Raw genomic sequence first — 23,616 nt, forward strand, 5'->3', positions numbered from 1 at the left:
TTCTATTTTCCCTTGAACAGATGTAGCTTGTCTCAAGTTTATATTGGTAGTATATTCAGCAAAAAATAAGAAGAACTAGACGTATAACGAGATGAAGCGAATATGTGTTTTTCAAGCTAAAGGACAAGTGTCACGAATAGTGAAATAACTATTATGAGAGGAGTCTATAAATTATTGGGGCAGTAAAATAGTAAATGAAATTTATATGGGCAATTATGGAGATATATTGACGCAACTTAAAATATATCAGCGATTATTGAAATATATCGGCGCAACTTAAAATATATCAGCGATTATTGAAATATATCGGCGCAACTTAAAATATATCAGCGATTATGGAGATATATCGGCGCAACTTAAAATATATCAGCGATTATGGAGATATATCGGCGCAACTCAAAATATATCAGCGATTTTTAAAATATATCGACTTATCGACAAAACATGACAAAAGGAGTCTATTCCAAAATGCCTTTTGGGACAGACTCCAAGACTATATTATTTTTCCTTCAAAAAAGTACGATCCTTCAAGAATAAATTCCAGAAGAAAATAAATCCTGGTAATAAAATTGCAATCCCAATTGCGTATAGAATGAGCAGTGCATAGAACGTTTCTGTCGTTGTGAAGCTTGTAAATACAGTTACGTCAGGATAAATAATATACGGTAAATGCGCGACGCCGTAAGCGTAGCTTGCAAATGCATATTGAGCGACGACAGCTAAAACGGCAATGCGAGGGTATCCTAGTGTATTGTATTTTTTGTTTGTCCACCAAAGGGACGAGTATCCGATAACGAATAAAACAATAGAAACTGTAAACCACGGGAATTGCTTTATTAATCCTTGCATAAGCCAATGTGTTTCTGGGTCCATTACAACGAGGGCGATGATTGCTGTAACGAGCGTTGCAGGACCAAGAATGATAGCATTTCTTCTATAAATTCTATACGTATCTTCTGAACTTTGTTCTCTCGCAAAATCAGCAAGAAAGAGAGAGGAGAGAAATAGTTCAGACGTTAGTCCGAAAAGCATATAACAGTAGATAACCGGGCTAGAAAGAAGTTTTCCATACAGGAGTACTTCTTTTCCTTCAGACATTGTAATATAGGCTCCCTCTGTAACGGGTAAAACGGTAATTAATAGTGCTGGAATTAAGAGACCAGTAATACCTGAAATAACCCGAAGAAGGTACTGATATTTTGGCAAGGAGTAAGCAAATACCATAAACGTACTACGTACTGCAACGAGCACTAAAATTAACATAACTGGTACGAACATTACTGTCGCAAGAGTAAAGGCCGCTTTCGGAAAGAAGCCGAGAAATGCGACAACGACGAAGACGAGAAACGTATTTGTTACCTCCCAAGTTGGTGATAAGTACCGATTCGCAAGTTTAGCAGCGAGCGTCGGATGTTTTGCGTATACCATGCCCCAAAAACCAGCTCCAAAATCAATGGACCCTAGTATACTGTATACGAAAATAAGGGCCCATAAGATGATGATTGCAATACTTTCCTCATGCATGAGAATCGCCTCCTTGATGTTGTAAATCATTCTTTAATGGATGTCTTCTAAAGAATGTCCGTAGAACAATGACTGTTAAAATAGCGAGTCCAATATATAAAATGATGAACAAAACAAATAAAGGACCGACGAAATCGGCGCGTGTAGATGCATCGACGGTACGTTGCATACCATAAATTGTCCATGGTTGACGACCGCTACAACTGAAAATCCATCCGAATTCAATACCGAGCATCATAATTGGTCCGCATGCGGCAGCCCCCCAAAGTAGCCACTTCGGTAGTTCTGTTCCCTTTTTTCGGTAAACGAAGTACCAATATAAGAGCGCAATTGCTGCAACTGCAAAGGTAAACGCAGCGGTGCCGACCATTAAGTTGAATAGTGTATGTGTATAAAATGGTGGCCATGTTTCTTGGGGAAATTCCTTTAGACCTTTTACGACAGTGCTAGGGTCTAGTCCCACTAATAAGCTAAGCATGTTGGGAATTTCAAGTGCATAGTTTAGTTCAAGTGTATTGGGATCCACAACTCCGCCAATGGATAGCGGTGCGTGTGATGTCGTTTCAAATAAAGCTTCAGCAGATGCAAGTTTTTCAGGTGAGTGTTTATGTAAGGCGATCGCTGATTCATGTCCTGAAAGCCACATCGTAGCGCCTGTAATAAATGTAACGACAAGCCCTAATAGCAGCCCTTTTTTATGATAAGCAATTTCACGTGTACTTAAATTTTTCTTCAATAATTTAAATCCAGCGATAGAAGCAATGACAGCCGCACCAGTTGCATAAGCCGTAATAACGACATGGAATGCACTTGTACCAAAACTCGGATTAAAGAAAGCTTTCCAAGGATCAACGTTAAAAACAGATCCATCTGGATTCATTGAAAAGCCTGCTGGTGTATTCATCCATGTATTTGCTGATGTAATAAGCACGGCGGATGCCGTGGCACCAAGCATGACGAAAAATAGCGAGATTAATCTCATAAATGGAGGAAGTTTATCGGCTGCATATACGTAAATCGACATGAATAAAGCCTCCAAAAAGAAGGCGAAAATCTCAATTTGGAAGGGAACAGAAATAACTTGCCCAACAATTTTGGCGAAACCAGGCCAAAGAAGTGAGATTTGCACACCAACGATTGTTCCAGTTGGAATTGCTACACCGAGAAGAATAGCAAACGCCTTTGTCCATCTTTTCGCCATAATGGCATAGTCGGAGTCTTTCTTCCAGTGATAGAGTATTTCGCTTATAAAAATCATCAATGAAAGTCCGACCCCAAGTGTTGCAAAGATAATGTGGAATGCTAATGAAGAACCGAAAAATGCTCTTGCTAATGTTACCGTATCCATATGTAAACTCCTCTTCTTTTTTGCCATTATTTTCTGATTGAATTGGAAGATTTATTCAAAAAAACTACCAAAAATATATATGTATTTAAAAAGTGAATATGATAATATAATGTTGTAATATTTTGAATAGAAAGAAATAAATAGTTGGTCATGTTTTGTTTGTTTTTTGCTCAGGAATCTTTTATAATCTTTTATGCGAACATAAGTTCTGTTTTTAGAATGAAGAAGTTTATGTGAAATGGAGAGGGTGTTTTATGTATCCTGAAGTCATTAAAAAGATGGCATTTTCAAAAGAGCATAGAGATTTATTATTGAAGCTATATAATAAAGAAATTACACGTCGTGAATATGATCGACTTGTACAATCGCTATATAAACCTTCTAAAGAGGTTTGCGAGGGATAGAAATGGGGGGAGACAATCTAATAGATTGTCTTTTTTAAATTTATGTATGTTCTGATAAAATTAAGGTTAGCCTTACTAGGGAGGTGAAAAGATTGCGGAAACGTTTATATATAGGGATTGGAGTTATCTTCTTAATCGCTTTAGGTGGAATTGTATTTTGGTCAGCTTTACAAGGAAACCGTACAGAAAATTTTATTTTAAGACATATGGTGAATGACAATGGAACACTTGCCACGTATCGTTTAGTAGATACTAAGGCAGGTACGGGTGAAGCTAAGGGACGTGAAGCTTTATCAGAATCGGCGGGATTATGGTTACACTATACACTTGATAAAGATGATCAGGCGTTATTTGATGAGCAAGTAAAGGTTATTCAAGATAATTTCATATATAAGAATCATATTGTTTTATGGAAACTCTCTGAAAAGGGAGAGAGGCAGTCAGCTACAAATGCACTTATAGATGATCTTCGTATTATAGAACAATTATATCGTGCTTATGAAATGTATAAGGAAGAGCGTTATAAAAACCTTGCCGATCAATTAAGTGATGCTGTACTTCGTTATAATAAAAAAGATAATTATTATGTTGATTATTATGATGCAGATGCAGGGAAACAAAATAATTTTGTAACAACATCATACATAAATCCGCGTGCATTCTCCTATATGAAGAAGTACGGCAAAGTTTCTGCTCAGCAATATCAGGAAGTCGTTCAATTTTTAGCAGATTATCCAAGGCATGGCTGGGCATTCCCAAAAGAGTATAAAGAAGATGGTACATTTACGTACGATAAAGAAGTGAATCTTATTGACCAATCATACGTTGCATATCATCGAAGTTTAGGTGGTCTTTCATCAGCTGCTTATTTGGAATTTATAAAAAAGAAGTTCCAGGAGGATGGAAAGCTATACGGTCGTTACAATTTAGAAACGGGAAAACAAACTGTGAATTATGAATCGCCGGCCGCGTATGGACTAACGATTTTGTACGTACTACAAACAGGTGATACAAAGTTTGCGAAGGAATTGTATGATCATATGGCCACATTCCGAAATGACAACGTATTTAGTAGATATTACGGTGGATATGTAACAGGTGAAAATAATAATACGCATATTTTTGATAACGTACTACCACTTTTAGCTGAAATGGAATTAAAGAAGAGTGAACAATAAAAGGTGCCACCATATGAGGGTGGCACCTTTTATTTGTTCATATAATTTTACGTCCTAATATTAGAGAAGTAGTCAATCACGAATTCACGGAATTGCTGAGCTGTTTTTGATAAGTAGCGTTTTTTTGACCAACTTAATCCGATGGTTCGCTGACAAGTGGGTTCAATAATACGCAACTTGCTCGATGCTAAAGTAGAGTTTTTTAATAAAGTTAAACTTGGAACAAAAGCGATGCCGAGACCTTGCTTAATGAGGTCGCTAATCACGGTCGGTTCATCGACTTCAAAAGCAATATGTGGAGTGAAACCAGCTTCTTTACAAAATTCATCCGTTAAGTGTCGAAATCCATAACCAGTGTTCATACTAATGAACGGTTCGTCCTTTACTTCATGGAGGTGGATATTTTCTCGGCCTGATAAACGATGGCCTGAAGGGACGACTAAGAAAATTTCTTCTGTAATAAGTGGTTCCCAAACAATTTCTTCTCCTTCAATTGGCACAGAGGAGATACAAAAGTCAATTTCTATATTATCTAGTTGTCGTTTCATAGAAGGAGTGGATGCCAGAAATTGTTGGAACCGAACGTTAGGATGTTCTAGTAAAAAAGAGCCAAGTAGTTCTGGTAATATTCTCGGAATAGAAACGGCTAGTGTAATAGAGCTTTGTTGTAATTCGGCTAAATCTTTAATTTCTCGTTCCCCTTCGCTTAATTCATGAAAAATACGCTCTACTCGTTTTAAAAATACTTTTCCGAAAGAATTTAAAGTAATCTGTCGACCTTGGCGATCAAATAAAGGAACGCCTAAATCCTTTTCGAGTCTAGCTATTGTTTTGCTGAGTGAAGGTTGTGCGATATGCAATTCTTCAGCTGCCTTTGTCATATGTTCTAGTCGTGCGACTGTCTGAAAGTATTTTAACTGGAGCAGTTCCATTTCGAGTCTCCTTTCTATAGACCAAAAGGAATGAATTAATAATTAAAGATGTATTATACAGTATGGAAAGTGACGTGTATAGTAAATCTGTTAAACCATTCTAATGGTGTTAAATTCGGAGAAGGAGTATGTTTCATGAAGGGAATTCAACTTGTATTTAAAGATTGGAAAGCGATGTGGCATCATAAACATGGACGTATCGCTTTAATTTTTTTATTAATCGTTCCGTTAATTTATTCAGGATTCTTTTTAGCTGGATATTGGGATCCGTACGGAAAATTAGATAAATTACCCGTTGCGGTTGTGAATTTAGATAAAGGTGCTGCGATGGATGAGAAAACAATTCATGCAGGAGACGATTTTGTAAAAAATTTAAAGGAGAATAAAGAACTGGCTTTTCATTTCGTATCAGAAAAAAATGCTGATGAAGGGCTAAAAGAAGATAAGTACTATATGGTTGTTACGATTCCAGCTGATTTCTCTAAAAAGGTAAGTACACTTATGGATGAGAAACCAGAACCAGCACAATTGCAGTACAAAGTAAATCCGGGTAAAAACTTTGTAGCAGCGCAAATTGGAACGACAGCTGTTGAAAATATGAAAACAAAAATCTCAAACAGTATTACGAAATCTTATACAGAAGGTGTCTTTTCAAAGTTTCAAGATTTGGCACAAGGATTGAGTGATGCAAGTAATGGTGCTGAGAAGTTACATGAAGGAACGACCGATGCAAAAAATGGAGCGAATCAGCTTGCGAATGGTATTGATCGTTTAAGTGATGGGACATCGAAATTGAAAGAAGGAAGTGAAAAGCTTGCATCCAGTCAATCTGCTTTAACCGGGGGAGCAAATGAGCTGAGTCAAGGAGCGACATCACTTCATAGTGGTATGGAATTACTAGCACAAGGTGAAAAAACGTTACAATCAGGAATTAGTGAATTAAGTGCTGGTACAAATGAATGGGTGAATGGAAATGAAAAACTTGCTGAAGGGCAAGCGAAAGCGGACAATTCGGCAAATAGTGTAAAACAACAATTAGAAGAGTACGTGAAAAATCATCCAGAAGTGCAGCAAGATCCCGCTTTTCAAAAAATTGTTGCTACGTCTAATGGACTAGCTAAAGCAACAAGTATTTTAAATAATAGCCAACAACAATTAACACAAGGTGCGCAGAAGCTTGCAAATGGTCAGCATAAGGTTGAAGAAGGTATGAATACATTCGGAGTTAAGTTAAATGAAGCTACTGCTGGAACGAAAAAAATAGCAGATGGTGCTACAAATTTAGCTAGTGGATTTACGAAATGGGGAGCTGGATTTACATCATTACAAGAAGGTGTAAATCAACTTGCGAGTGGCGGAACAGAGCTGAATCATGGTGCTGATCAGTTAACGAACGGACTTGTTAAACTTGATGATGGTGCGAAAGAACTTTCTAGGAAATTAGGAGAGGGCGCAGAGAAGATAGCGGATATTCGTAATGATGATGCACGCAATACGATGTTCTCAGAGCCAGTTCAGTTAGTGAAGTCAACAGTTTCTGACGTGCCTAATTACGGTTCAGGTATTGCACCATATTTCTTATCGCTTGCATTTTATGTTGGCGGAATTATGGCATCGAATATTTTACCGCTTGGTCGCAGACAAAATATGAAGGTAAGCGGAACGGTACATTTTATTAATAAACTAGGATTGGTATATTTAATTGGACTTATTCAAGCGCTACTCGTAGATGTAGTTGTGCTAGGTGTTATGAAATTAGAAGTCGCAAGTGTGCCACTTTTTGTTTTATCAAGTATTGTTATTTCTTTTACGTTCATGACATTTATTCTTATGCTAGTAACAGTATTTGGTCTTGTTGGAAAGTTCTTAGCGGTAACCCTTCTTGTCCTGCAATTAGCGACGAGCGGAGGTACTTTCCCAGGAGAATTAAATATAGCTGTTCTTAGTAAAATTGGACAATTTCTCCCAATGTCTCATTCTCTTAGAGGATTACAAGATGTTATTTCTTTAGGAGATTGGTCGCAATTACAAATGCAAATTTTAATATTGTTATGTTATCTCGTTGTTGCCGGTGGAATTGCTTGGATTACGAGTCATATACAGCATAGAGAAACGAATGTAGAACAAGTTTCTTAAGATGAAATAAGCTATCCGATTTTTTCGGATAGCTTATTTTTTATTTACGTTCCATTACTGCAAAGTAATTATTTTCATTATCAGCAAAGTTGAATGCTCTACCAGTAGGTAAATCTACAACCTGTCCAACTGTGACATTTTTCTCAGAAAGATCTTTATATAGACGGTCTAAGTCATTTGAGAAGAACATAAGTGAAGGTGTATTTAGGTTTAGTTCAGGTTGCATCTTCGCGATTAACGCTTTATCGTGAAGGACGATGCTTGTTCCTGCTTCTTTCGCCGGTGCAATTTCAATCCAGCGGAATCCGTTTCCGTTATTTTCTTCCGCAATGATTTGGAACCCTACTTTTTCTGTCCAAAATTGTACTGTTTCGTCTTGGTTATTTACATATAGCATAATTTGTCCAACTTGATTAATCATAGGTGTCTCTCGCTTTCTTTTTATATGCGTATTATTATATCAAATATATGGCTTGAATAGTTTTTTATGATTTTTTCGGAATACAACCTTCGTCCATTTCACCTTTGTTGTAGGAGAAGGCCCTGTAATCCAAATATGAAATGGTATTGTGCTACAAATGACCATTGTTGAAATAGAGATAATGGCCGTTAACACAAATAGTAATAGGGTATACAATATAGTATTTTCTTGCAGCGTGAATAAGGAAAGAAGTTTTGTACATAGTTGCAAGAAGAATAAATGAGCTAAATAAGCACCATACGTGTAATTTCCAATGAAACGTAACGTTTTATATAAGAAACCACGACGCTGTACTATCATAATAGATAACACATACAGTATGATAATTTCGCATACGATATATAAAAACATAGATGGTTTTAAATAGGTAGAAACAGTTAAATGAATAGAGTTTGCTCCGTAAAAACTAAACAACTCATAATTGATGAATAAAAATAAGATGAAAAATAATATTGTTATAAGCGGGATATGTTTCATGACGAATAGCCGCCAAGTTTTTAGTGCTACAGCGGCGATGCCGCCCATAACGAAATAGAATGAGTAGAATAGAAATGATCGATCTGTATAATGTAAAATTGTTGAACTTGTTAATTTTTCTCCATTAAAAATATAGTGAGAAGAGAACCACATTAATAGAAAATATAGGCAAGCGAAAAAGGTCATATATTTATATATGTCTTTTTTATTTTCTGTTCGTTTTTGAAACCAATAAAAAAGTGTGCATAGTAAAGGGAACAATAAGTGAATTTGGAACATCATAATAACGTACCAAAGATGGGGCGCGGCTGTTCCGAGTAATAAACTTTTTATTCCACTTTGTAACGTAATAAGATCATTTGTTGTTAATAAGTAAAGAATAGACCAAAAGAAATAAGGAATGAGTAAGTGTGTCGCTTTTTCAGAAATATATTCTTTATATACTAATTGCTTCGTATAGTGACGAATTAAGTGAAATCCAACGATAAATATGAATGCTGGTGCTGAGAATTTTGCAAGATTAAATAGCATGCCCATAATGAGGGATTGCTCAAGTAAGACATTTCCTTGCTTCATTGTATATAATAACGAACTTTGCAAAACGACAGCGAGAAATGCAATGCTTTGCAAAACTTTAAATTCAGGTGCGCTTTGTGTCATCGTGTTCATCTCCTTTTCCATACATGATTATAGTACGGAGAATGGATAATGGATGTGGAATATTTGTGAAGATTGTAACAAATTTGTGGCGAGAGGAGCTATCAACTTATCAACAAATAACGAAAGAAAGAGGATGCTCTAAACGAGCATCCTCTTTCTATTAAGCAAATTTGTTTTTGATCCAATTCTTACCTTCTACAAGGCGAGCTGTCATTACCGCACAAGCGTTATCTGCTGTTACGTTTAACATCGTTGCAGGTGGATCAATGATTGTACTAATTGCTGCGATAATTGGCAGTGCTTCTGGCGGGAAACCGTATAGAGATACAATTAACATTTCACCGATCATACCGCCGCCGGGAATAGCACCCATTACTGTTCCTACTAATAGAGAAACAACAAGTGCGATTGCTAATGTTTTCGGTCCTTCGAATTCCATGTTGAAAATACCGAATAAGAAAGCAATTTTTAATACGCCACCTAAAACAGAGCCGTCTTTATGAAGTGTAGAACCAAGAAGGACAACTGTTTCACGAACGTCTGAAGAAATACCCATTTTCTTCGTTGCTTCTAAGTTCGCTGGAATACTTGCGGCACTACTACAAGTTGCAAGTGATGTAACTGTAGGAGAGACCATGTTCTTCCAAAATACTTGTACACCTTGTTTGCGACCTGCAAGGTATGCATAGAATGTGAAGAATACAAAGAAATAAATTAGAGAAGCAGGATAGTATACCATTGCTGCTCGGAAGTAATTTCCAAGAAGTTGTGGTCCGAATTCGCCAACTAATGCTGCAAAGTAAGCAGCAAGTCCGATTGGGGCGTAGTACATAATGAAAGATACAACCTTCATTGAAATCTCTGCACCAGCCTGTAGGAATGTAGCGAATGGCTTTCCTTTTTCGCCAACTGCTGAAGTTGCAATCCCCATTAAGATAGAGAAGAAAATAAGAGCTAACATATTTTCACGAGATAGTAACTTCGAGAAGTCAGATACTGTTAAAATACCGACGATTTGATCTGCAACACTAACAGCTTTGCCGGCTTTGTCAGGTTGTGTTAGTTCTAGTACAACACCTTGTGCTGGCGGGAATATTTTCACAACAATAATCATAAAAATAGCAGCTAAAATACTTGTAAATAAGAAAGTCCCAGCCATACTAGACATAATTTTACCGAAACGTTTTAATCCATCCATATTAGCAATAGACGATGCGATGCTAAAGAACACTAGAGGTACAACAATCGTAAACATTAAGTTTAAGAAAATGTCACCAAGCGGCTTTAAAGCAACTGCATCGGCACCCATGAAATAACCAATGAAACCACCAATTAGGATAGAAGATAATAAAATAAGTGGAAAGCGATATGCCTTCATAAATATATCCTCCTATCAATTAAAAAAAGTCATACTGAATCATTATAGCGAGTTAGAGTTCTCTTTACTAGGAGAATACGGATAAATGGAATAGCGCGAAAACCAAGAAATTTTTGTTTTTAAGCTCGGCATACAGCAGGAAATCTAGACATATATATTTGTAACCTAGTGGTGGCAAGGAGTGCACCATAATTTAGGTAGAGAAAAAAGGGGAGGGAAGCGGGATGAATATTTTACTTTGCTGTGCAGCGGGAATGTCTTCCAGTTTGATTGTTACAAAGATGGAGAAAGCAGCAGAGACAAGAGGGATAGAAGTAACAATCTGGGCAGTATCAGGTTCTGAAGTGAATAGTCATATTGATAAAGCTGATGTCCTTTTACTTGGACCGCAAGTACGTTATTTATTACCGAAAATGAAAGAATTATGTAAGGATAAAGGGATACCTGTTGATGTCATTCAATCTGTTCATTACGGACTTTGTAATGGAGAAGCTATCTTGCAAGCAGCTTTGTCAATGAAACCATGAGGAGAGTGGGATAGATGATACGGTTTTTAGAGAAGTACGTGATGCCGGTAGCAGGGAAGGTTGCAGAGCAGAGGCATTTACAAGCAATTCGAGATGGAATTATTTTAACGATGCCTTTCTTAATTATTGGATCGTTTTTCCTCATTATTAGTGCACTGCCGATACCCGGATATAACGAGTTTATGGCAGGTTTGTTTGGTGAGAATTGGCAGAGAGCTTTAGGGTATCCAGTTAGTGCAACTTTTAATATAATGGCTTTAATAGCTGTTTTTGGAATCGCTTACAGACTTGGAGAGTATTATAAAGTGGATGCTTTAGCATCCGGGGCATTGTCGCTTGTGACGTTTTTACTTGCGACGCCATTTCAAGTTGCATATATTATACCAAGTACAAAAGAAAGTGTACTTGTAGAAGGCGCTATCCCAGCTGCATTAATGGGAAGCCAAGGGTTATTTGTAGCAATGATTATTGCACTTATATCTACTGAACTGTATCGATTTATTGTACAAAAAAAGATAATTATAAAGATGCCAGAGACAGTTCCACCAGCTGTCACGCGTTCATTTGCGGCACTTGTTCCAGGATTTATTGTTGTAACAGTTATTTGGATTTTACGCTTAATTATAGAAAATACTTCTTTTGGCAGTATCCATAATATTGTAGGACAAATTTTACAGGAACCACTTAGTGTACTTGGTGCTAGTCTTTGGGGCGCAATAATAGCAGTTATTCTCGTTCATGTTCTTTGGTCGTGTGGAATTCATGGTGCTACTATTGTTGGTGGTGTAATGAGCCCCGTTTGGTTGTCGTTAATGGATCAAAACCGAGTCGCTTTTCAAGCTGGGCAAGATGTACCAAATACGATTACGGCACAGTTTTTTGACTTATGGATTTATATGGGCGGTTCTGGTGCAACGCTTGCTCTAGTTGTCGGAATGTTACTATTTGCACGAAGTCAACAATTAAAAAGTTTAGGGAGATTGTCAATTGCACCTGGTATATTTAATATTAATGAGATGGTAACTTTTGGTATGCCGATTGTAATGAACCCACTTTTACTAATTCCATTCATATTAGTTCCAGTTGTGTTAACAATTGTTTCTTACTTTGCAATGGAATGGGGATGGGTCGCACGTCCGAGTGGGGCCGCTGTACCTTGGACGACACCTATTCTTTTTAGTGGATATTTAGGATCGGGCGGGAAAATTTCAGGTGTTATTTTGCAACTTGTTAACTTTGCGCTAGCATTCTTCATTTATTTACCGTTCTTAAAAATATGGGATAAACAAAAACTGGCGGAAGAAAAGGGGGAGTAAAGAACTAAAATGGATACGATAGAGACAAAAGCTTTTCATTTAATCTTGCATGGGGGAAACGCGAGAAGTTGTTCAATGGAAGCAATTGATTGTGCGAAGCGTGGGGAGTTTACAGAAGCTGAAGCTAAATTACAAGAAGCACTAGAGGAATTAAAAGAGGCGCACCGTGTACAAACGGAGCTTATCCAGAAAGAAGCTGGTGGCGAAAAGACCGAAGTTACTCTTTTAATGGTACACGCGCAAGATCATTTAATGAATGCAATTACGGTGAAAGAATTAGCGAGTGAGTTTGTAGAGTTATATAGGAAGATGTCGGTGGATGAATGAACCTTGCTTATGCAAGGTTTTTTTATCTCGAATTAACGGGCAGTAAAACACCCACTAATTAAAATTTCATTTTATGTATGTGCCTGTACCATCAGCGAAATGTTCATCCCACTGATGGTATTTTACAATCCTCCTTTTTTCGGATGAGTAAGAGTTATAATTAATCGGCAGTAACAATTTCTCCTATACCACGAATTAATCTTTTTATATGCATCCGCTCCGGTTTTAATATATTTACGATATAATCAATCGATATTTGTGGTTCAACGGTTGTACCGCAAGTATAACAGTCAATAGCTGCAAAATTTTGTTCCGGGTAAGTGTGAATGGAAAGATGGCTTTCTGATAATAACACTAATACAGTAACACCATATGGCTGGAACTCTTTTTTACTTACGTTTAAAACATGGGCACCAGAGTAATCTGCAGCTGTAACTAGATGATATTCTAAAAATTGCATATCATCTAATAGGGAAAAGTCCACTCCCCACAAATCTACTATTATATGCTTGCCAAAAGTAGAATATTCCATAGGGTAGCACTCCTTATTATAATATTGTCAAAACTTCATTTCCTGTTTGTAGCATTGATGTAAGATAAGATTTGATTCTGAATTTAAAAGAGCGAGGTTACGTTGTTCTAAATGTTCTTCTTTAAATTGAAATAAAGGAAAAAGAAGAGCAGGCAATGTTCGAGGAGTTGGTACTACATATAATTGTTCAATTTGATCGAGTACATGTGCAGAATTAGTAGCAAGATGAAATCCCCAGTCAGTTCCGAAAGAAGGAACGATTGTATGATAACTCTTCACAGTTAATCCAGCGTGTTCAATTGTATTACCGATACTCCAATATACTAGAGGTGCATCAGCAGGTGAATTAGATTGACAGACGAAAGCACCATCTTCTGTTAAGAATGTAGCTATACGAGCAAATAGTTCGCTTGTATATAAAGTACTTAATAATTCTGTCGCTGGGTCTGGAAAATCAATAATGATTACATCGTATAAAGATGAAGGTGAATTTAGAAATTCTTTTGCATCGCATACGTGCACGTTCACACGATTATCAAAAAAAGCATTTTTGTTTAAAGATACTATTTCTGGAACATTACGTGCCATATTAATCATTGCCTCGTCTAAATCAACAAGGTCTACATGTAGCACAGTTTCATATTTCAAAACTTCTCGTAAGGCAAGGCCATCGCCACCACCTAATATGAGAACACGTTTTGGATCAATTACTTTTGCCATAATCGGATGTACAAGTGCTTCATGATAAATTTGCTCATCAACGGAACTGAATTGTAGTTGCTTGTCCAAGTATAAGCGAACATCGTTTACTTGGACTAAATTAATATTTTGATAATTACTCTTTTCTTCAAATAGGCTCGTATGTTCACCAGCTTGTATTTCCTTTAGAGAAATTTCATCCCACACATCTAAGCTGTGTGAATCTGTAGGTACTATAGTTACATTTTCCGATTGTACTTGCTTATCTTGCTTATTCTGCTCATCCTGTTTGTCCTGTTTGTCTTGTATATCATGCTTGTCCTGCTGTTCTAGTTCAAATTTGTCAGAGTCTAATTCAGAACGCTTGTCTTTTTTATAGCTTGTTATTCTATAAATCTTTATTTTGCTTTTTTTTCTATGTTTTGGCATAGGAATCCCCTTTCGAATTGTGTTATTTTATTCTATTTTATGTAATCTAGTAGAGTTTGCTTGGACAATAGAATAGATAGAAGACTGAGCCCAAGAAAATGTTGTTTTTTACTAGATTCCTACGATAAAAAAGTTTTTTTAGTGTTTTTTCATATTAAACACAACTAGACAACTAAACACTAATCTATTTTCATACAGTTATGTGTTAAAAGCGTGTTGTTTTATAACACACTGTGTGTTTTTTGGACGACACACTAATTGAAAGCGTTAACACACAAAGGAAATAGTCGAAAAAGTGCTGATTTTAGTGGTTTTAAAAAGTTGGCACGCTAATTGCATTAATAAATAGCGTAAAGAAAAATAAATAAAACATAAATTTTTTATACTACACAAGGGGGATTTTCAAATGAATATTTTATTATGTTGCTCAGCAGGGATGTCTACAAGTTTACTAGTTACAAAAATGGAAGCGGCTGCAAAAGCTCGCGGTTTAGAAGGCAAGATTTGGGCTGTATCTGGGGATGCAGTAAAAACGAATATCGATCAAGCAGATGTATTATTACTAGGACCACAAGTTCGTTACATGCTTTCTTCAATGAAAACGCTTGCTGATGAGAGAAACGTTGGAATCGACGTTATCAATCCAATGCACTACGGCATGATGAATGGAGAAGCAGTTTTAGATCACGCATTAACACTTAAAAAATAATTAGGGGGGAAGCGAAATGCAAAAGTTTATTGCATTTATGGAGAAATATTTAGTTCCAATCGCAGGTAGAATTGGGTCGCAGCGTCACTTAGTTGCGATCCGTGATGGATTTATCGCAGTTATGCCTCTTATCTTAGTTGGATCATTTGCAATACTTGTTAATAACTTACCAGTGGATGCATTCCAAAAATTTATGAAAGGTGCATTCGGTGACGTTTGGAAAGATATCGGCGGTGGTATGTGGGCAGGTTCCTTCGCTATACTCGCCCTCATAGTCGCAGTAGGGATAAGTTATAATTTAGCGAAATCTTACGGCGTTGACGCATTGTCAGCAGCAATTATTACATTCGGTGCATTAATTATTATTTCTCCGACAACGCCAAAAGAAGGCGGTATTGATTTAGCGTGGACAGGATCACAAGGTTTATTCGTTTCTATCATTGTAGCTCTTCTTGTAACAGAGGCATTTAGGTTCTTCGTTCAAAGAGATATTACAATTAAAATGCCAGATGGTGTTCCACCAGCAGTAATGAAATCATTCGCAGCGTTAGTTCCAGCATTCGTTATTTTAATCGTAACAGCAAGTATTCAATTAGCAGTGAAATTAGCAGGAACAAGTATTCATAAAATCGTATTTGAAACAATTCAAGTACCATTACAAGGTTTAGCAGGTACATTACCAAGTGCAATTATTGTAGCGTTACTTATTCATGTATTATGGTTCTTCGGATTACATGGTCCTAATATCGTTGGTGGTATTATTGACCCGATTTATTTACCAGCATTAGAAAAAAATATTAAATTATTTAACGATGGTATGTCTGCATATGATGTACCACATATTTTCACAAAACCATTCTTTGATGTATATGTGTACATCGGTGGATCAGGTGCAACATTAGCATTCCTAGTAGCGGTAATGCTTGTTGCAAAAAGTGCGCAGCTTCGCGGTGTGGGGCGCGTATCTATCGGTCCTGGTTTCTTCAACATTAACGAACCAGTTATTTTCGGTACACCAATTGTATTAAACCCAGCGTTAATCATTCCATTCGTACTTACACCAGTTGTATTAGTAATTACTTCTTATACAGCAATTTCTTTAGGATGGGTGCCAAAAACAGTTGCTTTAGTTCCATGGACAATGCCACCAATCTTTAGTGGTTATCTTGTAGCGGGCGGAAGCATCGCTGGTGCAGCATTACAAGTAGTAAACTTTGCAATCGCGGTAGTAATTTACTATCCATTCGTATTAATGTGTGACCGTACTTATGTACAGGCTGCAAAAGCTGAAACAAAAGGAAGCGACAATTCAGTATCACTTTAAAAAATATTATTCTGGCGAGTTCCTATAGCTCGTCAGAATAATTACCTTTATATCATGTTCAAAAAGATGAAAAACATCTATATGAACACTAAACTATCATTAATAAATTCATACTTTAATAGACATGTTCAAACTGAAGGGGTATTTAAATCGGTTGAACCTTATAGAGAGGGCGGTAATTATGATGACTACAGCAGAACAAATTCCATTCCAATTGATTTTAAATAGTGGTAACGCACGAAGCTTTGCGATGGAGGCACTTCAATTTGCCAAACAGGGGAAAATGGCAGAAGCAGATGAAGCGATGGTAAAGGCAAAAGAAGCGATTAATGAAGCGCATCATTTCCAAACAGAGCTCATACAATCAGAAGCAAGAGGAGAAAAAACAGAGGTTAGTGTTCTTTTAATTCACGCACAAGATCATTTAATGAATGCGATTACAGTGAAAGAATTAGCAGCAGAGTTTATCGATCTTTATAAAAAGCTTGAAGCGAAAGGGGAATAAAGCATGACTGGAATTAAAATTGCTACAATCGGCGGTGGATCTAGTTATACACCAGAGTTAATTGAAGGATTTATTAAGCGTTATGATGAGCTTCCTGTTCGTGAAATTTGGTTAGTAGATATTGAGGCAGGAAAAGAAAAGTTAGAAATCGTTGGTAACTTAGCGAAACGTATGGTGAAAAAATCAGGCTTACCAATCGAGGTACATTTAACACTTGATCGCCGTGAGGCATTAAAAGATGCTGACTTTGTAACAACACAACTTCGCGTTGGTTTATTAGAAGCACGTGCAAAAGATGAAGCAATTCCGTTAAAGTATGATGTAATCGGTCAGGAAACGAATGGTCCTGGTGGTTTATTCAAAGCGTTGAGAACGATTCCTGTTATTTTAGATATTTGTAAGGATATGGAGGAGCTCTGTCCAAATGCATGGTTAATTAACTTTGCAAATCCAGCTGGTATGGTAACAGAGGCAGTTCTTCGTTATACAAATATTCAAAGAGTAGTTGGTCTATGTAACGTTCCAATCGGAATTCGTATGGGTCTTGCAAGATTACTTGAAGTAGATGCGAGTCGTGTTCACGTTGATTTCGCAGGTTTAAATCATATGGTATACGGACTAGATGTATACTTAGATGGCGTAAGTGTAATGGACCGTGTGTTAGAGCTTGTGACAGATCCAGAAAAACAAATTACGATGGAAAATATCGCAGCGCTTAACTGGGAGCCAGACTTTATTCGCGGACTTCGTGCGATTCCATGTCCATACCATCGTTATTACTACAAAACACGTGAAATGTTAGAAGAAGAGAAAGAAGCTTCTGTTGAAAAAGGTACACGTGCAGAAGTAGTAAAACAATTAGAAAATGATTTATTTGAGTTATATAAAGACCCGAACTTAGATATTAAACCACCACAATTAGAAAAACGTGGCGGAGCTTATTATAGTGATGCAGCATGTAGCTTAATTACGTCTATTTACAATAATAAAGGTGATATCCAGCCTGTTAATACACGAAACAACGGAACAATTGCAAGCTTACCACATGATTCAGCTGTTGAAGTGAACTGTATTATTACGAAAGAAGGCCCCAAACCAATTGCAGTTGGAGACCTTCCAGTACCAGTTCGCGGTTTAGTACAACAAATTAAATCATTCGAGCGCACAACAATTGAAGCTGCTGTTACAGGGGATTATCATAAGGCGCTGCTTGCTATGACAATCAATCCACTTGTACCATCAGATAAAGTTGCAAAACAAATTTTAGATGAAATGTTGGAAGCACATAAAGAGTATCTTCCGCAGTTCTTCAAAAAGGTAGAGAAGTAAAAGCGGCGCTATTTAGCCCGCTTTTTTTATTCTATTAGGAGGTATTATGATGATTAAGTTAATTGTAAATGCAGATGATTTCGGTCTTACAGAAGGTACAAATTACGGCATTATTGATGGGCATATAAATGGACTTGTAAATTCAACGACGATGATGATGAATATGCCAGGAACAGAGCATGCGGTACGCTTAGCGAAAGAGTACAACCTACTCGGAGTAGGCGTACATCTCGTATTAACGGCAGGAGAACCACTGTTAAAGGATGTACCGTCACTCGTAGGGGAAAACGGATCGTTTCATAAACAAAGTGTTGTAAGGGAAGGGAATATAAATCCAGAAGAAGTTGAGAGAGAATGGACTGCTCAAATTGAGAAGTTTTTATCTTACGGATTAACACCAACTCATTTAGATAGTCATCATCATGTGCATGGTTTACCGATTTTACATGATGTTCTTAAGAGATTAGCGGCTAAATATAATGTTCCGATTCGTCGTTGTGAGGAAGATAGAGCGGTGCATCCATTTTCTGATGTGTTTTACAGTGACTTTTATGCGGATGGTGTGACGGAAGATTACTTTGTGAAGTTAAAAGAAAGAGTACAAGGTGAACAAACGGTAGAAATTATGGTTCATCCAGCATATATTGATCCAGAGCTTGTGAAGCGTTCTTCTTACGTAATGGATCGTGTGAAGGAATTGCGTATTTTAACAGAGAGTGAGTTGCCAGAAGGCATAGAGCTTGTGAAGTTTTAATAGAAAAAACGACGGCTACATCATGCCGTCGTTTTTTATTTATAAAATGGACAGAATATATCCGCCAAAGGCTCCCAGTATAACGATAACCCAAGGTGGTGTTTTCCAAAAAGCTAGTAAGCAAAAAAGAAGCGAAGCGAAAACGAAATCTGAAGCATTTATAACTGTACTCGTCCAAATAGGATCGTAAAAAGCGGCAATTAAAATACCAACAACTGCGGCGTTAACACCAAGTAGTGCGCCTTGTATGAATGATATTTTTCTCACACTGTTCCAAAATGGTAAAACACCAATAACGAGTAAGAAAGCAGGGAGGAAAATCGCAATTGTTGCGAGTGTTGCCCCAAGCGTCCCGTTTAATACTGCTCCTATATAAGAGGCGAATGTAAATAGTGGTCCTGGTACTGCTTGTGTTAATCCGTATCCAGCTAGGAACTGTTCTTTCGTCATCATTCCGTTTTGTACGAACTCACCTTCAAGAAGGGGCAGCACGACGTGTCCTCCTCCAAATACAAGTGCGCCAGAGCGATAGAAACTATCAAATAAAGCGATGTAATAAGAAAACGGTCTTAATATCGGTAGCAGCAGTAATAGTCCAAAGAATAAGACGAGACAAGAAACTGCTATCTTTTTTGAAATAGGTACTTTTATATTTTGTGATTGGCTAATTGGTTGGTTGCGATATAAAAACCAGCCGATAAAGCCACATATTATAATAAGGATGACTTGTGTCCAACTACTTGGCCATAATAAGGCAATTGCGGCAGTTACAATCGCAATCGTCGCACGGTTGCGATCTGGAGTTAACTTTCGCGCCATTCCCCATATGGCATGAGCGACAATAGCTACTGCTACAAGTTTTAGTCCATGAATCCAGCCAGCACTTCCAAGATCGAACTGATTAAGGAATGAGGCGAAGAAAACCAAAACAAGTACAGACGGTAAAGTGAATCCAATCCATGAAATAATAGCTCCTAATAGTCCGCCTCTTAATAATCCAACCCCCATACCGACTTGACTGCTGGCAGGACCAGGAAGGAATTGACATAGCGCTACTAAATCTCCATAGCTTCGTTCATCCATCCATTTTCTTTTTTGCACGTATTCGTGGTGAAAATAGCCGAGATGAGCGACAGGACCGCCGAATGAAGTAAGTCCTAATTTAAATGAGACGAGAAAAATCTCTAATAATGTGTGAAAGATGTGTTTGTTTTTTTTCAAAATAACCTCCTATAATGTTTTTCTATGTGCATTATACAAGAGACTTTCAATCTACAGGAACGATTTTAATGTAAAGATTTTGTGAATCTTTTCTTTGTAATTAAAATTGAAAAAGTCATAAATGATTATGTCTAAACCATAAAGTAGTAGAAGTAGTGCTGGGAAATTTATATAAGGAGAATGCCTTATGACAACACATTTCTTTGCCAGGTTAACAGGTAAGAGGGAAGTGCCTCCTGTAAATACAGAAGCTTTTGGGGTAGCAGAGTTTATTTTTAGTGATGATTTAACGAAATTGCATTACAGAGTAATACTAAAAAATATAGAAAAGGTTACATCGTGTCAAATTCATTTAGGGAAGTCTACTCAAATTGGTCCTGTTGTTTTATATTTGTATGGTCCACTGGAGCAAGGGATTAGTTTGAACGAGGGAAGTATTACTGGTGTAGTGAATGTAGAGGATTTTGAGGGACCTTTACAAGGGAAATCATTTGTACATTTACTTCAAGAAATTATTCAAGCAAATGTATATGTTAATGTTCATACGAAATCACAAAAAAGAGGAGAAATAAGAGGGCGAGTTAGAAAAGTAAAGAAGTAGAGGAAAAGGCTGTCCATATGTTGGAACAGCCTTTTCTCATTATATAAGGTGCTAGTTTTAGCGATTATTGTCGGTAAATCGATATGTTTTGAAAATCGCCGATATAACTCACGTTACGGTCGATATTTTTAAAAACGGCCTCAATTAATTTTTAACAGGCTGATTTTTAATAAAGAAGTCCATAACGTAAAATACTTCGTCATCAGGTATTTGTATTTCAAATGTATTTTCAATCGGTTGCAATGCTTTTTTTACTTTCATATACATCCAGTATTCATCTTGTCTTCTTTTCTCTTTATCAGGGTGAGGAAGAAGGCTTTCTCCTTTTTGAAGACGGTCAACCATACAGCTCATATGCAGAATAACCCCCATTAAGCTATCAGGAGTTAGCTGTAAGGAAATTAATTCTTGAATTGTATTTAATGCGTAACGAATTGTTTTAATCAGTAATGCCCCATCGTTACGCTGCATTTGTTGTTCAAGAATATCCGCCATTTTTGCATATGTTTCTTCATACGTAATTAATTCTTGAATGGGCTGAATCGCTGTGTAGTTTACGATGTCTTGGAAATGATATGTTAAGCACGGCACTTGCACATCGAAATTCGTGACGATACAAATGATATTACGCTCTTTTTTTATGTTCTCGATCATTTTCGTTAAATCTTTTTCATGGACGATACTAATCGGAATAATTTCAATTAAGTCTTTATCAAATCGTAAATAGTTCTCTAACATTTTTTGAATAGCTAAAGCACTTCCTTCACCAGTTAAACAAGCTGTTAAAATAACAGATTTCATTGGAGAGAGAGGTTTTTTCTTTTCTTCTTGTACGTTTAAGTAAAACGGTGTTAAATTTTTTACTGTTTCATACAGCGCATCTAATGAATAACCGAGCTGAGCTTTTCGAGCTGCTTCTAGTGCATGTGGTGTGCTCGTCATCGAGAGAACACGTACAGGGATTTTGAACTCCGTTTCTAATATGTCACCGATATAAGCAAGTGACCCCATATCGACAAGTAAGAGAAGCCCATTTACATTTTGTAGTGTTTTCATATACACTTTCACACGTTCCAAGAAATCTTTCGGTGATTCGTGTAACGGCATATCAATACCGGTTACTTCCTCAATGCCGAGAAGTTCGTTTGCAACGTTTGCCATTTCAGTTGCGATACCATTACCGTGTGCTAATATTAATACTTTTACTTCTGTTTGTGAGGCAGGAATTGGATCAACAACGAAGAACATTGTTAAAAAGCCAGCTTCATCAATAGGCATTGTTATTTGTAATTCTTCCTCCAGTAGTTGAATGCATTGCATAGCTACGGAAAAAGCTTCTTTATATTTCGTACGAATTTGATTTAATTGTGGGTGATGTATTTGTTTTCCGCTTTGTAAACGTTGTAGAGTTGTCTGTACATGTAAACTTAAAGCAAGAAATACTTTTTCATCAAACGTCTTAGATAAATGCTTTTCAGCAAGTTCCGCTATTTTTTCACATACGGAAACGATATTACGATCCACAATTTTAAAAACATTTTCATGGCTTGTTTTTTTGGATATTTGGTTAAAATATTGTACGAAAAAGCTTTGAACATCATTTTCTATTAGTAATTCTAATTCTTCCTCTTCAATACCACGTGCTTGAAGTTCTTCGTATTTATAATCAATATAATCGTAAATAGAAGAGCGTTTTTCATCTTCTGTTTTATGATTACTCCAACCTTCCTCACCTGTAAATACAAATGTTTCATTTGGTATTTGGTATAAGTGACGGCTCTTTCTTTCAATGAACAACCCTTCTTTCATATACCAAGGTAAATCTGTACTTGAAACATAGACAGAATCACGTTTCTTTGTGACCAAATCAGAATAGGCTTTCGCACATGCAATTTGAACATCTGTTTTTAATTGACCGATGTTATTGGGACAATTGTAAAAGACGAAAGCACGCATTGCATTTGGGCTAACGTGAATGTCTTTTCGCAGACGAATTGCTTCATTTGTGAAAAATAGCTGTAGTAAAGCAAAGCGCTCTTTATGTGTACGCTCACGAAGTGGTGGCAGCGTAACAGTCATCGGTATACGTCTTGTAAATGTTTTTAATAAAAATGAATTTGGTTCTTCTGTTGTTGCAGTAATGATTAATACTTGTGCTTTACGTTCGTTCTCTGTTTCTCCAAGGCGGCGGTATACTCCGCGGTCAATAAAGGTGAAAAGCATTTCTTGTCCCTCTGGAGGCAGGCGATGTACTTCATCTAAGAAAAGAATTCCTTCATGTGCTTTTTCAATTAACCCTTTTTGATCACTTGCTCCTGTATAAGCTCCTTTTTTAATCCCAAATAATTGCCCGAGTAGTAACTGGGGATTATTTGCATAATCAGCACAGTTAAAGACGATAAATGGTGCATCTTTGGGAAGCTGTTCAACTTCAATTGCATATTCGTGCATTAAAGAAGCAAACATAGACTTTCCGACCCCTGTTTCTCCCAGTAGTAAAGTATGCATACCGTTTGGAGGATAGAGAATAGAAGCTTTCGCTTTTTCAATTGCAATTTTAAGGCTCGTATTTTCAATTGCAAATGTATCTAATGAAGTTATGCCTTTTGAATGCGTTTTCAACGAAGTGTTCGTTTCTATGTAAAAACGAACAGGTCGCGTATTTGTTTTTAATAAACGTTTATCTTTTACAAGTTTGTTTAAATCGCTACTTACATTGGCACGATCTAGTTGCAGAAATGTAGCGAGTTCTGATGCGGTTACACCTTCTGTATAATTGCCTTTTTGTATTGCGTTAAAAATGAGATCTATTCGTTTCATTTCTA

22 protein-coding genes are annotated in these 23,616 nt (G+C 36.9%); 12 read left to right on the plus strand and 10 right to left on the minus strand.

All coding sequences use genetic code 11. The annotated features are described in order from the left end of the window. Positions 1 to 498: 498 nt before the first annotated feature. Positions 499 to 1,524, minus strand: coding sequence for a cytochrome d ubiquinol oxidase subunit II (locus tag DN404_RS03710; RefSeq protein ID WP_000544187.1), 1,026 nt, complete (start codon positions 1,522 to 1,524; stop codon positions 499 to 501). Continuing rightward, complete coding sequence (gene cydA / locus DN404_RS03715) at positions 1,517 to 2,872, minus strand: cytochrome ubiquinol oxidase subunit I (RefSeq protein WP_000381978.1); 1,356 nt, start codon at positions 2,870 to 2,872, stop codon at positions 1,517 to 1,519. Before cydA ends, DN404_RS03710 begins: the two co-directional genes overlap by 8 nt. Before the next feature lie 254 nt (positions 2,873 to 3,126). On the opposite strand from cydA, the gene DN404_RS30420 reads away from it, so the two are divergent. Both DN404_RS30420 and DN404_RS03720 read left to right on the plus strand, forming a co-directional pair. Further along, positions 3,127 to 3,276 (plus strand): hypothetical protein, encoded by a 150-nt coding sequence (locus DN404_RS30420; RefSeq protein WP_000283179.1) that lies wholly within the window; start codon positions 3,127 to 3,129, stop codon positions 3,274 to 3,276. Positions 3,277 to 3,368: 92 nt separating this feature from the next. Beyond that, positions 3,369 to 4,454: a transcriptional regulator gene (locus tag DN404_RS03720; RefSeq protein ID WP_140421493.1), complete on the plus strand. Its 1,086-nt coding sequence runs from the start codon at positions 3,369 to 3,371 to the stop codon at positions 4,452 to 4,454. 47 nt (positions 4,455 to 4,501) lie between these two features. Here the strand turns inward: DN404_RS03720 and DN404_RS03725 are convergent, their stop codons facing one another. Continuing rightward, a complete protein-coding gene (locus tag DN404_RS03725; protein WP_000421926.1) occupies positions 4,502 to 5,386 on the minus strand; it encodes a LysR family transcriptional regulator in 885 nt (294 codons plus the stop codon). A gap of 135 nt (positions 5,387 to 5,521) precedes the next feature. On the opposite strand from DN404_RS03725, the gene DN404_RS03730 reads away from it, so the two are divergent. Beyond that, positions 5,522 to 7,522 (plus strand): YhgE/Pip family protein, encoded by a 2,001-nt coding sequence (locus tag DN404_RS03730; protein WP_149214740.1) that lies wholly within the window; start codon positions 5,522 to 5,524, stop codon positions 7,520 to 7,522. A 40-nt stretch (positions 7,523 to 7,562) separates the two neighbouring features. Here DN404_RS03730 and DN404_RS03735 read toward each other — a convergent pair whose 3' ends face one another. The 3 genes from DN404_RS03735 to DN404_RS03745 all read right to left on the minus strand — a co-directional run bounded on the left by DN404_RS03735 (position 7,563) and on the right by DN404_RS03745 (position 10,518). After that, positions 7,563 to 7,943 (minus strand): VOC family protein, encoded by a 381-nt coding sequence (locus DN404_RS03735; protein WP_000610162.1) that lies wholly within the window; start codon positions 7,941 to 7,943, stop codon positions 7,563 to 7,565. 39 nt (positions 7,944 to 7,982) lie between these two features. Next, entirely contained in the window at positions 7,983 to 9,140 is a 1,158-nt protein-coding gene (locus tag DN404_RS03740; protein WP_000194290.1) for an acyltransferase, read from the minus strand. 160 nt (positions 9,141 to 9,300) lie between these two features. Next, positions 9,301 to 10,518, minus strand: coding sequence for a dicarboxylate/amino acid:cation symporter (locus DN404_RS03745; RefSeq protein WP_149214741.1), 1,218 nt, complete (start codon positions 10,516 to 10,518; stop codon positions 9,301 to 9,303). 224 nt (positions 10,519 to 10,742) lie between these two features. On the opposite strand from DN404_RS03745, the gene DN404_RS03750 reads away from it, so the two are divergent. From DN404_RS03750 to DN404_RS03760, 3 genes are read left to right on the plus strand one after another with little or no spacing between them, the layout of a single operon-like run. Next, entirely contained in the window at positions 10,743 to 11,045 is a 303-nt protein-coding gene (locus DN404_RS03750; RefSeq protein ID WP_001023557.1) for a PTS sugar transporter subunit IIB, read from the plus strand. Between the two features lie 14 nt (positions 11,046 to 11,059). Continuing rightward, positions 11,060 to 12,361, plus strand: a complete 1,302-nt coding sequence (celB, locus tag DN404_RS03755; protein ID WP_000617789.1) for a PTS cellobiose transporter subunit IIC — start codon at positions 11,060 to 11,062, stop codon at positions 12,359 to 12,361. A gap of 9 nt (positions 12,362 to 12,370) precedes the next feature. Further along, positions 12,371 to 12,688 (plus strand): PTS sugar transporter subunit IIA, encoded by a 318-nt coding sequence (locus DN404_RS03760; protein ID WP_000379645.1) that lies wholly within the window; start codon positions 12,371 to 12,373, stop codon positions 12,686 to 12,688. 160 nt (positions 12,689 to 12,848) lie between these two features. Here DN404_RS03760 and speD read toward each other — a convergent pair whose 3' ends face one another. Further along, entirely contained in the window at positions 12,849 to 13,220 is a 372-nt protein-coding gene (gene speD / locus DN404_RS03765; RefSeq protein WP_000456823.1) for an adenosylmethionine decarboxylase, read from the minus strand. 27 nt (positions 13,221 to 13,247) lie between these two features. Beyond that, positions 13,248 to 14,348 (minus strand): polyamine aminopropyltransferase, encoded by a 1,101-nt coding sequence (locus tag DN404_RS03770; RefSeq protein ID WP_001123939.1) that lies wholly within the window; start codon positions 14,346 to 14,348, stop codon positions 13,248 to 13,250. A gap of 406 nt (positions 14,349 to 14,754) precedes the next feature. Here DN404_RS03770 and DN404_RS03775 point away from each other — a divergent pair, with 406 nt between their 5' ends. The 5 genes from DN404_RS03775 (at position 14,755) to chbG (ending at position 18,969) form a co-directional block, all read left to right on the plus strand. Beyond that, entirely contained in the window at positions 14,755 to 15,057 is a 303-nt protein-coding gene (locus DN404_RS03775) for a PTS sugar transporter subunit IIB (protein ID WP_001023569.1), read from the plus strand. Positions 15,058 to 15,073: 16 nt separating this feature from the next. Further along, on the plus strand, positions 15,074 to 16,381 hold the full coding sequence (gene celB / locus DN404_RS03780) for a PTS cellobiose transporter subunit IIC (RefSeq protein ID WP_149214742.1): 1,308 nt from the start codon (positions 15,074 to 15,076) through the stop codon (positions 16,379 to 16,381). Between the two features lie 181 nt (positions 16,382 to 16,562). Next, on the plus strand, positions 16,563 to 16,886 hold the full coding sequence (locus DN404_RS03785; RefSeq protein WP_000989055.1) for a PTS lactose/cellobiose transporter subunit IIA: 324 nt from the start codon (positions 16,563 to 16,565) through the stop codon (positions 16,884 to 16,886). Between the two features lie 3 nt (positions 16,887 to 16,889). Beyond that, positions 16,890 to 18,215 carry a 6-phospho-beta-glucosidase gene (gene celF, locus DN404_RS03790; protein ID WP_000145762.1) on the plus strand — a complete coding sequence of 442 codons (1,326 nt, stop codon included), beginning with the start codon at positions 16,890 to 16,892 and terminating at the stop codon, positions 18,213 to 18,215. 49 nt (positions 18,216 to 18,264) lie between these two features. Beyond that, positions 18,265 to 18,969: a chitin disaccharide deacetylase gene (chbG, locus tag DN404_RS03795; RefSeq protein WP_016123775.1), complete on the plus strand. Its 705-nt coding sequence runs from the start codon at positions 18,265 to 18,267 to the stop codon at positions 18,967 to 18,969. 39 nt (positions 18,970 to 19,008) lie between these two features. Here the strand turns inward: chbG and DN404_RS03800 are convergent, their stop codons facing one another. Further along, a complete protein-coding gene (locus DN404_RS03800) occupies positions 19,009 to 20,190 on the minus strand; it encodes a chromate transporter (protein ID WP_000739648.1) in 1,182 nt (393 codons plus the stop codon). A 187-nt stretch (positions 20,191 to 20,377) separates the two neighbouring features. Between DN404_RS03800 and exsM the strand changes: the two genes are divergently transcribed. Beyond that, positions 20,378 to 20,791, plus strand: coding sequence for an exosporium regulatory protein ExsM (exsM, locus tag DN404_RS03805; RefSeq protein ID WP_000207046.1), 414 nt, complete (start codon positions 20,378 to 20,380; stop codon positions 20,789 to 20,791). 144 nt (positions 20,792 to 20,935) lie between these two features. On the opposite strand, the gene DN404_RS03810 is transcribed toward exsM, so the two are convergent. After that, positions 20,936 to 23,611: a sigma-54-dependent transcriptional regulator gene (locus DN404_RS03810; protein WP_149214743.1), complete on the minus strand. Its 2,676-nt coding sequence runs from the start codon at positions 23,609 to 23,611 to the stop codon at positions 20,936 to 20,938. Positions 23,612 to 23,616 lie beyond the last annotated feature (5 nt).

This window comes from Bacillus sp. TE8-1, from assembly GCF_008368855.1.
GTDB lineage: Bacteria > Bacillota > Bacilli > Bacillales > Bacillaceae_G > Bacillus_A > Bacillus_A cereus.

Excerpts from the sequence above, each read along its gene's own strand:
- DN404_RS03725 (WP_000421926.1), bottom strand. The coding sequence starts at position 5,386 with ATGGAACTGCTCCAGTTAAAATACTTTCAGACAGTCGCACGACTAGAA.
- exsM (WP_000207046.1), top strand. The coding sequence starts at position 20,378 with ATGACAACACATTTCTTTGCCAGGTTAACAGGTAAGAGGGAAGTGCCT.
- DN404_RS03775 (WP_001023569.1), top strand. The coding sequence starts at position 14,755 with ATGAATATTTTATTATGTTGCTCAGCAGGGATGTCTACAAGTTTACTA.
- DN404_RS03750 (WP_001023557.1), top strand. The coding sequence starts at position 10,743 with ATGAATATTTTACTTTGCTGTGCAGCGGGAATGTCTTCCAGTTTGATT.
- DN404_RS03710 (WP_000544187.1), bottom strand. The coding sequence starts at position 1,524 with ATGCATGAGGAAAGTATTGCAATCATCATCTTATGGGCCCTTATTTTC.
- DN404_RS03810 (WP_149214743.1), bottom strand. The coding sequence starts at position 23,611 with ATGAAACGAATAGATCTCATTTTTAACGCAATACAAAAAGGCAATTAT.
- celB (WP_149214742.1), top strand. The coding sequence starts at position 15,074 with ATGCAAAAGTTTATTGCATTTATGGAGAAATATTTAGTTCCAATCGCA.
- DN404_RS03760 (WP_000379645.1), top strand. The coding sequence starts at position 12,371 with ATGGATACGATAGAGACAAAAGCTTTTCATTTAATCTTGCATGGGGGA.
- speD (WP_000456823.1), bottom strand. The coding sequence starts at position 13,220 with ATGGAATATTCTACTTTTGGCAAGCATATAATAGTAGATTTGTGGGGA.
- DN404_RS03735 (WP_000610162.1), bottom strand. The coding sequence starts at position 7,943 with ATGATTAATCAAGTTGGACAAATTATGCTATATGTAAATAACCAAGAC.
- DN404_RS30420 (WP_000283179.1), top strand. The coding sequence starts at position 3,127 with ATGTATCCTGAAGTCATTAAAAAGATGGCATTTTCAAAAGAGCATAGA.
- DN404_RS03730 (WP_149214740.1), top strand. The coding sequence starts at position 5,522 with ATGAAGGGAATTCAACTTGTATTTAAAGATTGGAAAGCGATGTGGCAT.
- chbG (WP_016123775.1), top strand. The coding sequence starts at position 18,265 with ATGATTAAGTTAATTGTAAATGCAGATGATTTCGGTCTTACAGAAGGT.
- cydA (WP_000381978.1), bottom strand. The coding sequence starts at position 2,872 with ATGGATACGGTAACATTAGCAAGAGCATTTTTCGGTTCTTCATTAGCA.
- DN404_RS03770 (WP_001123939.1), bottom strand. The coding sequence starts at position 14,348 with ATGCCAAAACATAGAAAAAAAAGCAAAATAAAGATTTATAGAATAACA.
- DN404_RS03740 (WP_000194290.1), bottom strand. The coding sequence starts at position 9,140 with ATGACACAAAGCGCACCTGAATTTAAAGTTTTGCAAAGCATTGCATTT.
- DN404_RS03785 (WP_000989055.1), top strand. The coding sequence starts at position 16,563 with ATGATGACTACAGCAGAACAAATTCCATTCCAATTGATTTTAAATAGT.
- DN404_RS03745 (WP_149214741.1), bottom strand. The coding sequence starts at position 10,518 with ATGAAGGCATATCGCTTTCCACTTATTTTATTATCTTCTATCCTAATT.
- celF (WP_000145762.1), top strand. The coding sequence starts at position 16,890 with ATGACTGGAATTAAAATTGCTACAATCGGCGGTGGATCTAGTTATACA.
- celB (WP_000617789.1), top strand. The coding sequence starts at position 11,060 with ATGATACGGTTTTTAGAGAAGTACGTGATGCCGGTAGCAGGGAAGGTT.